The 10,912-nt window shown below is 47.6% G+C and carries 12 protein-coding genes; 8 read left to right on the top strand and 4 right to left on the bottom strand.

Annotation, left to right across the window (positions count from 1 at the left end):
* On the bottom strand, window positions 1–206 hold a 206-nt coding region (locus JCM17207_RS01465; RefSeq protein WP_238315732.1), incomplete at its 3' end, for a helix-turn-helix domain-containing protein.
* A 257-nt stretch (window positions 207–463) separates the two neighbouring features.
* On the opposite strand from JCM17207_RS01465, the gene JCM17207_RS01460 reads away from it, so the two are divergent.
* From JCM17207_RS01460 to JCM17207_RS01430, 7 genes are all read left to right on the top strand, one after another.
* Entirely contained in the window at window positions 464–1,087 is a 624-nt protein-coding gene (locus JCM17207_RS01460) for a TetR/AcrR family transcriptional regulator (RefSeq protein WP_238315724.1), read from the top strand.
* Entirely contained in the window at window positions 1,084–1,974 is an 891-nt protein-coding gene (locus JCM17207_RS01455; RefSeq protein WP_238315722.1) for an ABC transporter ATP-binding protein, read from the top strand. Before JCM17207_RS01460 ends, JCM17207_RS01455 begins: the two co-directional genes overlap by 4 nt.
* On the top strand, window positions 1,971–2,768 hold the full coding sequence (locus JCM17207_RS01450; protein ID WP_238315721.1) for an ABC transporter permease subunit: 798 nt from the start codon (window positions 1,971–1,973) through the stop codon (window positions 2,766–2,768). Before JCM17207_RS01455 ends, JCM17207_RS01450 begins: the two co-directional genes overlap by 4 nt.
* A 502-nt stretch (window positions 2,769–3,270) precedes the next feature.
* Complete coding sequence (locus JCM17207_RS01445; RefSeq protein WP_144364362.1) at window positions 3,271–3,705, top strand: sigma-70 family RNA polymerase sigma factor; 435 nt, start codon at window positions 3,271–3,273, stop codon at window positions 3,703–3,705.
* 5 nt (window positions 3,706–3,710) lie between these two features.
* A complete protein-coding gene (locus JCM17207_RS01440) occupies window positions 3,711–3,950 on the top strand; it encodes a helix-turn-helix domain-containing protein (protein ID WP_238315713.1) in 240 nt (79 codons plus the stop codon).
* Between the two features lie 434 nt (window positions 3,951–4,384).
* A complete protein-coding gene (locus JCM17207_RS01435; RefSeq protein ID WP_238315711.1) occupies window positions 4,385–4,645 on the top strand; it encodes a DUF6870 family protein in 261 nt (86 codons plus the stop codon).
* A gap of 56 nt (window positions 4,646–4,701) precedes the next feature.
* Window positions 4,702–6,384 carry a recombinase family protein gene (locus JCM17207_RS01430; protein WP_238315709.1) on the top strand — a complete coding sequence of 561 codons (1,683 nt, stop codon included), beginning with the start codon at window positions 4,702–4,704 and terminating at the stop codon, window positions 6,382–6,384.
* A gap of 25 nt (window positions 6,385–6,409) precedes the next feature.
* Here the strand turns inward: JCM17207_RS01430 and JCM17207_RS01425 are convergent, their stop codons facing one another.
* Together JCM17207_RS01425 and JCM17207_RS01420 are read right to left on the bottom strand one after the other, a co-directional pair.
* Window positions 6,410–7,984 (bottom strand): ABC transporter ATP-binding protein, encoded by a 1,575-nt coding sequence (locus JCM17207_RS01425; protein WP_238315708.1) that lies wholly within the window; start codon window positions 7,982–7,984, stop codon window positions 6,410–6,412.
* A gap of 90 nt (window positions 7,985–8,074) precedes the next feature.
* Entirely contained in the window at window positions 8,075–8,692 is a 618-nt protein-coding gene (locus JCM17207_RS01420) for a TetR/AcrR family transcriptional regulator (RefSeq protein WP_087385831.1), read from the bottom strand.
* A gap of 315 nt (window positions 8,693–9,007) precedes the next feature.
* On the opposite strand from JCM17207_RS01420, the gene JCM17207_RS01415 reads away from it, so the two are divergent.
* Entirely contained in the window at window positions 9,008–9,253 is a 246-nt protein-coding gene (locus JCM17207_RS01415; RefSeq protein ID WP_087249656.1) for a heavy-metal-associated domain-containing protein, read from the top strand.
* Window positions 9,254–9,612: 359 nt separating this feature from the next.
* On the opposite strand, the gene JCM17207_RS01410 is transcribed toward JCM17207_RS01415, so the two are convergent.
* Window positions 9,613–10,515 carry an NAD(P)/FAD-dependent oxidoreductase gene (locus JCM17207_RS01410; protein WP_238315707.1) on the bottom strand — a complete coding sequence of 301 codons (903 nt, stop codon included), beginning with the start codon at window positions 10,513–10,515 and terminating at the stop codon, window positions 9,613–9,615.
* Window positions 10,516–10,912: the final 397 nt, after the last annotated feature.

Raw genomic sequence — 10,912 nt, 5'->3', positions numbered from 1 at the left:
TCCACAGGAAGCCCGCAGGTCTTGATAAGCTGGATCACGACCGGGAGGCTGGGGATCGTCCCTTTATTCTCAATGTTGGCGAGATACCGCCACTCAATACCTACCATTTCCGCCAGCGCCTTACGCGCCAGACGCCGGGCTTTCCGCGCTGCCTTTACATCCGCGCCGAAAGTTTCAAAGCCGGGGCAATCTTCTACTTTCGCCATATAACATCACCCATTTACATTGTATAATTCATATTTGCCCAATGGAATGTTGCTATATGCAGGTAAATTAAACTTTATAATTCATGCACTTTGCTTATAAGTATCTGAAACTTCGATACTAAAGCAAACTGATCCGAGCCATTTTGAACATCCCATTTCCGTAGGAAGCACAAAAAGATTCTCTTTTAGGGGTCTTGAAAAAAATAGTCAACGTATTAGAATAGAGTTGACTGAAATAGTCAAAGGAGGTTTGAAAATTGTCTGCGGAAAAGTTTGAGGAATTACCGTCCGAAAAGAAAATGCGGATTATAAACGCAGGACTGGAATGTTTCGGGCAATACGGATATAAAAAGGCAAACACTGATTTGATTGTGGAAAAAGCAGGAATATCTAAAGGGCTGTTATTTTACTACTTCAAGAATAAAGAAGCGTTCTATCTTTACCTGTGCGATTTTTGTAGCAAAGTTTCATTAGAAGCAGTAGATGTAGCGAAAATGAGTGCCATAACTGATTTTTTCGATATGTTAGACTTCGGAATAAGAACCAAATTGAAAATATGGTCTGACTATCCTTATATGTATGATTTTTCGCTACGGATGGTTCTTTTTCAAGACGAAAAAGTTTCGGCTTCGGTTAATGATTATCTCGCTGAAAATTATAATGCCACATTCGATGAATACTTCAAGCACATTGACTTTTCGCTATTCAAAGAGGACATTGATCCGAAGTACATTTACAAAATGTTTTCGTGGTTATCCGAGGGTTATCTGTCTGAAAAGCATCGAACCAATCAACCGATTGTGTTTGATGAGGCTATTGCGGAATTTGAAAAATGGAAAGCAATGATTAAACAGATTAGTTATAAAGAGGAATACCTATGAAGATGATTGAAGCACACAACTTGACAAAAGATTATGGAAACCATAGAGGCATTTTTGATTTAAGTTTTACTGTTGATCAAGGAGAGGTTGTTGGATTTCTGGGATCAAACGGTGCGGGCAAAACAACGACCATAAGACATTTGATGGGTTTTATCCATCCCCAGCAGGGTATATCTAAAATATTTGATATGGATACGTTCTCTGCGGCAAAGCAAATACAGTCAAAGGTTGGCTATTTACCGGGAGAAATATCATTTTTGAATGATCGAATGACTGGCAATGAGTTCATCCGATTTATGATGGAAATAAAAGAGAATGTTTCCGCAGAACAGGTTCGACACCTCGTAGATTACTTTGAATTGGATACTCGTATCAAGATCAAAAAAATGTCAAAGGGGACAAAACAGAAATTAGGGTTAGTCGTTGCATTTATGCACAATCCATCTGTGTTAATCTTAGATGAACCGACCAGCGGATTAGACCCTATTATGCAAAATAAGTTTGTCGAGCTTATAAAATCAGAAAAAAGCAAAGGCAAAACGATATTTATGTCATCCCATATTTTTGAAGAAGTTGAAAATACTTGTGATAGAGTGCTGATGGTTAAGGATGGACACTTGATTGCCGATAAAGGTATCCAGAGTATTCGAGATACGAACAAAAAACATTACACGATTACCTTTGCAACCCCTGAACTTGCAAAGGCATTTACACAGGTTCATGCTGGCAGTACATTCGATGGAAATTACAAGGTATCTTTTCTGCTGGATAGCTCTGTCAATGATCTTGTGCATGAATTAGTACATTACGATGTGCAAGATATAGCAGTAAGAAACCAAACAATCGAAGAAGTATTTTTGCAGTATTATGGAGGAACTAAAGCATGATCCGCTCATTGATGAAGCAGGAAGTAAAAGCAAACTATAAATTATATATTGTTTTTTTGAGTATCATCGCAATGTATGCTGTCACATTGGTGGCAATGTATGATCCATCACTAAAGGACAGCCTGAAATCATTAGAGGAAAGTATGCCGGTTGTTCTTGCTGCATTCGGAATGCAGGATATGGGGACGACCTTGCTGGATTTCATCATTACATATCTGTATAAATTTGTTTTGATTGTTACACCGTTCATTTACAGTATCGTAATGTGCTATCGCCTACTTGCAAAGTATGTGGAAAATGGATCACTTGCCTATCTGCTAAATTCAAAGCATGGAAGAACGAAAATTGTTTTAACACAATGGGGCAATCTATTTTTGGGATTAGTCGTGATGATCTCATTCAATACAGGATTGATGATTGTATGCTGCTCCATGATGTTCAAAGGTGCGTTGGATATACCCCGGTTTTTAATACTCAATTTAGGCTTACTCGTCCTGCAATTATTTATTGCGGCGTTCTGCTTTATGTTTGCTTGCTTATTCACTGATGTAAAATATTCAATCGGCTGTGGGGCCGGGGTCATTTCGTTGTTCATCATTATGCAGATGTTTTTTTCCGTATATGATAGTGCCAAAATTCTTCTGTACTGCAATCCATTGAGTTTGTTCAACCCACAACAGCTTGTCAATGGAAATATTGTTTCGGTTATTAGTCTTGTGGTTTTGCTGGGATTAACTGCTATTTTCCTGATTATTGGATTGCTGGGATTTAGACGAAAAGATTTACCACTTTAAGAAAATATATCTATTTCCTGCCGGACGACGGCAAAAGAAAAAAAGCCGTCGTACAGCAGCCCTTTTCCCATGCCTGATTACATTACGGCGGCTTTGACAAAATCAAGGCCGCCGTTCTCTTTGCCCCTCAAACTGACGACGCCCTGACGCTGGCGGGATCGGCGGCCCACGGAGGGAGCCGCCATGAAGCAAAGAGCGTTTCGACAGAATACGACGGGGTATGTACCGTCAAAAAAAGCCCGTCCCCGGCAACGGGGACAAGCGGCCACGAATATGCACTATACCATGTAAATCAACTGCATATCGCTTCTGCTTTCGCCCGGTGGGTCTGCGACCTGCCGGGCGAAATTTGTTGTTTCCTGCGGCCCGCGCCACCGGCCAAAACTTTTTCAAAAAAATTTCCAAAAAGCGGCGTTTACCGGGTAGCTGACGGCCTTTCAAAAGTAACTTTGGCGGAAAGGGAGAGAACCACCGAAATCCCCCACAGAAAGGGGGTGAGAAGATGGATACGATCCCCCGCAATGACTTTATCCTGCGGAACCGCTATGACGCATTTTGCAAGGCGGTACTCCGCAATGAGGCCAAAGATTATCTGCATGAGATGGGACGGCAGCGCGACCGTGAAAAGTCGTTAGACGCCCTGACCCAGCAGGAATTGGACAAGCTCTCCACTGTGGATCAGTACCCCAGCGACAGCTACATTTTTTCGTCGCATGGATATGATTTGCTGATTAACAACGAGCTTGTGGCCGAGGCGTTCGCCAGCCTGCCGGAACAGGAACAAAGCATTTTGATTTTGCACTGTGTTCTGGAAATGGCCGACGGAGAAATCGGCAGCCTCATGGGAATGTCCCGCAGCGCCGTCCAGCGCCACAGGACAAGCACCCTGAAACAGTTGCGCGTGAAATTGATGGCGTTAATGCCGGGAGGGAGGTAACGCGGATGAAGCAGCCCACATTCAACGGCAGGGAGCTTCTGCCCCTTTCGGTGATAGAAGCCGCCCACGCTGGGGACGCAATGGCTATGGAACAAGTGCTGCGGTACTATGAGTGCTACATAAACAAGCTCTGTACCCGTACCTTGTACGACAGCAACGGCATCCCTTATGTGTGCGTGGACGAGTACATGAAGCGCCGTCTGGAAATCAAGCTCATTCATGCCATCGTCGTTGATTTGAAGTAACGACCCGGCCACGGAAACGGAAATCGCTTTTTACTCCCTTTCCACATTTCCGCCGACCCGCTGGCCGCAGGCTTGCACCTTGACAAATATGCCCGCAAGATAACGGCGGTGCATCATAGGGCAAAACGGACACATTCTGTCTGTGCCGAGCCGGGCGGCTGGTGCGCCATGAGGCTTTTCCCTACGGGAAAAGCGGAGCGAAAAACACAGGGCCGTAAAGCAAGTGTGGCAGCTTGCGGGCGACAACGTACAGGCGGGCGATACTCCCTTATAGCCACAGTCCGAGCGTTAAAAGCGTTGCAGGCAATGGGTAGGGCCGCGTGAGAACCACGCGGGGGTGAAAGTCCCGTGGAGCTGTGCCAGCAGCCGTCCGTTATGGCCCATTTTTGGCAACAAACAATGCCGTCCTCTTTCAGTTCGGAAAGGAGGACACTGTGATTAGTAGTGACGCGCTGGCCCGTATGCGTCAGCAAAATATAAAGGAGATCAACAAGGACGACCTTGTGGACATCCGTTCTGTTGTCGTTGATACGTCCTTGCCACCTGAACAGCGCATGATGGACTATCTGGAAAAAATCAAAAATCCCTACTGCTTTCGCTGTGGGGATGCGGTTGTTTCTATTCACTTTGCCGACAAGGGGAACAGTCTTGACAGCCTTCTCAAAAATTACTTTTTGGGGCTGAAAAGAAGCTGATTTTCCCGTCTTTTTATGCTATAATCATATTGTGATTATAGAGGATTGGAGGTATCGTGAAACGAGGCAGAAAATCTTCTAACAACACATTCACAGAGAACGGCAAAAAAATTTGGAAGTGCGGAAAATACAAACGGCTTTCCAAAGAGGACGGGCACGACGTAAGTTACAGCATTGAGAACCAAGACGCCATACTGGACTACTATCTGTCCCAGCACCCGGAAATCCAAGTGGTAGGCGACTATCAGGACGATGGCCGGACGGGAACCGACAGCGACCGGGAGGATTTTCAAAGGCTTTTGTCCGACATCTACGCAAAAAAAATTAACTGCGTAATCGTCAAAGACCTTTCCCGATTGTCCAGAAATGACTATGAATGCGGTCACTATTTGGAATATGTGTTCGTTTCTCTGGATGTTCGTTTTATCTCCGTAGAGCTTCCAGCACTGGACAGCTACCTGCGGCCCGAAGAAATCAGCAGCATTGCCACCAAGATGCAAAGCTACATGAACGACCAGCATTGCTACCAGACATCAATCAAAATCCGCAGCGTTTTGGATATGAAGCGCAGCCAAGGACAGTTTATCGGAGCTTTCGCCCCGTATGGGTATCTGAAAGACCCGAACGACTACCATAAGCTGATCGTCAATCCTGAAACCGCCCCTGTTGTGCAGGACATTTTCAGATGGTATGTATATGAGGGCATGAACAAAAACGCGATTGCAAAAAAATTGATTGATTTAGGTATTCCAAGCCCCACAGCCTATAAGCAACAGTTGGGATTGAACTATCACAATCCCCACGCGCAGACAGGCAAGGTCTATTGGAGCGACCGCACCATTGTGAATATGCTGAAAAACCCGACGTATTTAGGCCATATGGTACAAGGACGGCACCAAGTAAAAAGCTATAAGGTTCATACCATTGTCCCGATCCCGGAGGAAGATTGGTTCTGGGTGGAAAACACCCATGAGGCCATTATCGACCAAGAAACCTATGAACGGGCGCAGGAACTTTTGGAACGGAATGTGCGTACTTCCCCAAAAGCAAAAACGGTGTACCTGTTCTCCGGCTTTCTCCGCTGTGGAGATTGCAAGCGAGGCATGACGCGCCGGACTTCCAAGGGGTACACCTATTATAGTTGTAAAACGTACATTATGAAGAATAGAGGTTTATGCACCAGCCACACCATCCGGGATGAACTTGTGGAGCAGGTAGTCTTTGAAACCGTAAAAAAACAAATTGCCCTCTGTGAAACCCTTGCACAAATTATTGATGAAATCAACCAAGCCCCCGTAGTGCGTAATCAATCAACGAGGATCGAGAAGCAGCTTAAAACCAAAGAGCAGGAACTTCATAAGGTGACAAACCTTTGTGATAGCCTGTATATCGACTGGAAAAGCGGCGACTTGACGCGGGAGGAATACCACCGCATGAAAGCGAAGTTTGAAGAACAGGCCGAAGAAATCCGACAAACGATTGCTAATCTTCAAGAGGAACAGACCTTTGTTTCAAACGGTATTACTTCCGACGACCCGTACCTGCAAACTTTTTTGAAGTACAAGAACATCGACCATTTAGAGCGCGGTATTGTTGTTGCCTTGATTAAACAGATTAACATTTACGAGGGAAAACAAATTGATGTAGAATTTAACTTTGCAGACCAGCACCAACGGATTTTGGACTTTATCGAAGCGAACCATCCGAAGTTGAGTGTTGTCAGGACGGAGGCCGTCTAACCAGCGGCTTTCCTCTCCTGATTTTTCAGGCGCAAAGTTGTGTATAAAAGAACGAGGCTGTAGCCTCATCCAGTACCACAATGGGAGCATCCTTCAAAATAGCCCGGGCAAGGGCGACTCGCTGTGCTTCGCCGCCAGAGAGATAGGTTCCCTCTGTTCCGATCACGGTGTCCAGTCCCTGGGGCAGCTTTTCCAAAATGTCGCTGCATTGCGCGGCTTCCAAGGCAGCAAGAACCTGCTCTCGGCTGGCATTGGGGCGGGCTGCACGGACATTTTCTAAAATACTGGCCTTGAACAGTCGGTTATTCTGAAATACAAAAGCAACCTGATCCATCAACACATGCGGATCGATCTGGCGCACATCCACCCCGCCAACTTCCACAGTACCTTCGTCCACATCCCAAAACCGGGGGATCAGGCTGGCCGCTGTGGTCTTGCCGCCGCCCGAAGGGCCCACTAGAGCCACCGTCTCCCCTGGTTCGGCGGTAAAGGAAAGATGGGACAAGGCAGGGGTCTGCGCCCCGTCATAGGTAAAGCTCACGTCCCGAAACACTACTCGGTTGTCTTTGGGAGTCTGAGGTTTATCCGGCGCTGGCAAGGTAGGAGCGTCCATTACCGGCTGGATGCGGCCCAGGGCGGTATCAGCCAGCATCATGCCGGACGCAGCAAACATAATCCGGGCCAACGCCGTGGAAAGGATGGCTGAAAATACGGCATAGAAAGCAAAATTTGTTACAAAGCCCTCAAAATCACCAGTTGCCAGAGCCCCGGGCGCTAGAAATAGCACCACCGGCACCAAAAACAGAAAGGCCCCCTCAGTAACGGTTAGATTGATAGATTGCGGCACACGGCAGATATCACCCTGATAATGCTCCGCCTTGGTGCTGTAATCCTCAATGGCCTGCTGAAACGCTTTGAAGGAGTACACGGTCTGCTGAAAGATCTTGACCACTGGGATTCCCCGGACATACTCTGTGCCGGCTTTAGCCATCCGGTCTTGGGCCGCCTGGTATTCCGCCATCAGTCCAGCGTTTTTGCCACCCATCATGCTAAACATAGCTAGGATTGAGATCACCGCCGCCAGCAAACAAGCCACACCCATGCGCCAATCAAAAACCAACATCAGCGCCAGCATGGAAAGAAACAGAGTGAACGTACCCACGATATCCGCCAAATTGTGAGCCAGTAGGGTTTCTGTATCGGCAGCAGCGGCATCCAGTCGGCTGCGGATCAAACCAGACGCATTTGTGTCAAAATAACCTAACGGCGCCCTCATAACATGAGCCATACCCTGCTTGCGGATGTTGGCCGCCGTGCGAAATGCTGCTAAATGCGTACACATTAGGCCCAAAAAGTAGATCAGGATACCACCCACAGCGAAAGCAAAGGCTATCCAGCCGTAGCGTATGATGCTCTGAGCCTGTGTCCAGTCCGGAGATACTGCGATCAGATCCCTCGCTGCCAGCCAGATACAGATATAAGGTACCATACTGCACATCATGGATATCCCCGACAGCCCTAGTCCCAGAAAAGTAAGCCGTCTGTGGCTACCCGCATACCCTAGCAAGGCAGCCAAGGCATTTTGCTTTTTTTGCTTCATAAATATTCCTCCCTTTGGTTAGTTCATGCTAACTTGCAGTATAAAAGAAAGAGGGCAAAGCCCCTATCTTACTAAAAACCGATACAGCAGTTACTGGCCTATTAACTTCAGCCAGCCTGCAGTGTAAAAATCCCGCAGTTGATCCACATAGCACATGGCCCGCTCCTTGGGCATATCGTGGATAACAATCTCAAAGATGCCGTTGAACATCCCGCTAGCAATGATATGGCATAGTTGCTCGTCCAGTGTAGGACATACACGCCCCAAGCGGCGCAGTACCTCAATGTACTGAAGAGTATACTCCACCTCCACTTCCACCATGTTGTGAACAAAGCGCTCATAGCTGGTGCCTTCAGCCTTGCATAGCAACAACTTTACTGGCTCCCTGTGGTCGCAGATGTAGTCCACCATCCAATGGACACACTGACTGGATTCCAGCCCCATATGGTCCGGCTGCTCCTGCTCCGGCAACTCAGCAAAAGAAGTTTGAGCCTTCATAAACCGGCCCATCAGAGCGGCGGCGTGAGGCTCCACAATGGAGGCAAAAAGCGCCTCTTTGCTGGAAAAATAGCCATAGAACGCACCTGTGGTGACACCGGCCTGCTTCACAATCTGACGCAGGGAGGCCCCCAGAAATCCCTTCTCTGCAAACTCCTCCATAGCAACCTGTTGGATCCTCTCCAAGGTGGCAGTAGTTTTTTCTTCCATTTCTGCCCTCCGCATAACATCGTTATATAACACTGTTATCATAAATCACTCCTCTTGATTTGTCAAGAGGAGTCAATGGATTCCTTACTAAAATGGCCGTATCGCCCTGAAATCCCCTCCCGGCATGACAACAACATCTTGGAATAAATACATTTACCACTGGAAATATCTTACTCAACAGAGCCGGTATGAAACCTACATGGCAATACCTTGCAATTTTGTCTTACAAGGTGTATTCTATAGTTAGAATCACCTAACCGCTTAGCTGATCCTAACGCAGTTTGACCTTGCAGAATTGAGAAAGGATGAGAACCCATGTGGAAGTATACAATAGAAGTCAACGGAATGATGTGCGGAATGTGCGAGTCCCATGTCAACGATGCCGTACGCAAAGCTTGTCCGGTGAAAAAGGTTCGTTCTTCCCGTGCGAAATGTCAGACAGTGGTCATCTCTGAAGCAGAGCTGGACCCGGAGCTCATTGCAGCCGCTATCCGTGGTACGGGATATGATGTCGGCATGATCCAGAAGGAGCCCTTCCAAAAAAGATGGTTGTTCGGTTGATGCTCTGAGTAACAGGCCTCCCCAATTCCCGAATTCCCGGCGCGGAGGTCTTTCCCGATGGCTCTTTTGAGATTTTTGCATATCAGCAAAACGTACCAAGGGTCCTTTTTACCAGCAGCTTACTCCGACTGCACTTTTCTAAAATTATAGGCATTGCTTTCGATAGATATTGTGACAATGAGCAGCCTGGCTGCCACTACGCCCCAAGTATTGTACCAATATACAGTCAACCATTTTAGAGGGTCATAGATAATAGATATCTATCAAGTGTATAGCAAAACTCCCCAGAACCACCATGCAGCGGTTCTGGGGAGTTTTATAATCATAATCCAGCGACAATTCGCCAGACACAACAATATTTATTGTTCCATCGCAGCGTTTATGGCGGCAATGGCTCCATCAGACACAGCGGTAGCCACCTGACGAACCTGTTTGACTCGGATATCACCGGCAGCATAGACACCAGGAATGGCGGTCTCCATCTTGTCGTTGGTGGGGATGTATCCACCTTCCAAAGCCAGTTCTGTATAGAGTTCGGTGTTGGGGAGTATACCGGCATAGACAAAAATGCCGCAGCCGGGATCCTCTATCGTTTCGATGCTGCCATCCTGCTCGCTGGCAATCTCCAGCCGCTCCACCTGATCCTGCCCGTAAACGGCATGCAGGCGGGATGCCAGGCGCACCGAGATGTTGCCCACAGCGGCTACCTTTTGACGGAATTCCGCAATGCACCCCAACTGCTCTTCAAAGTGGACAATTGTCACCTGCTTTGCAAAACCAGCCAGATACAGGGCCTCTTTCACTGCACCATCGGCTCCACCCACCACATACACATTTTTTCCGGCATAGGCGGCGCCATCTCTGGCAGCATTCATGCCCATGCCCTTGCCGGCAAGCTCCTTCTCGCCGGGAATACCCAGTTTCCGCGGCGTGCCGCCGTTTGCCAAAATGATACGCTTGGCCTCATAGACGCCCCTGTCCGCGGTCACAGACTTAACCTCTCCCGTCAGCGCCACATGTACAGCCTCGGCCTGAACGATCTCCACCCCGGCCTGGAGCGCCTGCTTTTTCATCCGAGCCGCAAATGTAGCTCCAGTTTCCTGCTTCTCAATGGCAGTATAGTGCGTAACAGTGGAAACTTTGCCAATGATACCGCCCACCTGGGCTTTTTCCAGAATCAATGTACGCTTTCCACGACTAACTGCATAAATGCCTGCGCTGATACCCGCAGGGCCTGCTCCGATGATGATTATATCGTACATAGTCATATGCTTCCTTTCCATGTTACCGTCAAGAACAAACCAACAGCACGAAACCATTCTATGATCTGTTTCCGCGGGCTCCACCGTGGGTACAAATCCGTCCATTCGCCGAACATTCTCCCGGAGAACATGCTGCGGTGTGCTCAGATCATTGATCTCTGGTCGCGGATGGTCTGGGGATCTCGTTTCTATACGAGGCAGCAGTATCCAAAGAATTGGATTCCGGGGTGCTGGCCCGGTTTGATCTGGCGGAAACGCCTATGAGCGGAGCCTTCTACTTTGTGTGCCTAAAAGAGAACCTGTTTGCCGCCGATTGGATTCACTGGATGGAATGAGCTCCTGCCTTGGGGTGCGGCCTTCTATGGTATTATCCTAACTTCAATCCGATTAACAATCT

This window comes from Faecalibacterium gallinarum, assembly GCF_022180365.1.
Classification (GTDB): Bacteria; Bacillota; Clostridia; order Oscillospirales; family Ruminococcaceae; genus Faecalibacterium; species Faecalibacterium gallinarum.
The sequence above is the reverse complement of the archived record's forward strand: the minus strand, read 5'-3'. Positions and strand labels throughout refer to the sequence as shown.

Excerpts from the sequence above, each read along its gene's own strand:
- JCM17207_RS01425 (WP_238315708.1), bottom strand. The coding sequence starts at position 7,984 with ATGAAGCAAAAAAAGCAAAATGCCTTGGCTGCCTTGCTAGGGTATGCG.
- JCM17207_RS01415 (WP_087249656.1), top strand. The coding sequence starts at position 9,008 with ATGTGGAAGTATACAATAGAAGTCAACGGAATGATGTGCGGAATGTGC.
- JCM17207_RS01440 (WP_238315713.1), top strand. The coding sequence starts at position 3,711 with ATGAAGCAGCCCACATTCAACGGCAGGGAGCTTCTGCCCCTTTCGGTG.
- JCM17207_RS01450 (WP_238315721.1), top strand. The coding sequence starts at position 1,971 with ATGATCCGCTCATTGATGAAGCAGGAAGTAAAAGCAAACTATAAATTA.
- JCM17207_RS01455 (WP_238315722.1), top strand. The coding sequence starts at position 1,084 with ATGAAGATGATTGAAGCACACAACTTGACAAAAGATTATGGAAACCAT.
- JCM17207_RS01445 (WP_144364362.1), top strand. The coding sequence starts at position 3,271 with ATGGATACGATCCCCCGCAATGACTTTATCCTGCGGAACCGCTATGAC.
- JCM17207_RS01410 (WP_238315707.1), bottom strand. The coding sequence starts at position 10,515 with ATGTACGATATAATCATCATCGGAGCAGGCCCTGCGGGTATCAGCGCA.
- JCM17207_RS01420 (WP_087385831.1), bottom strand. The coding sequence starts at position 8,692 with ATGGAAGAAAAAACTACTGCCACCTTGGAGAGGATCCAACAGGTTGCT.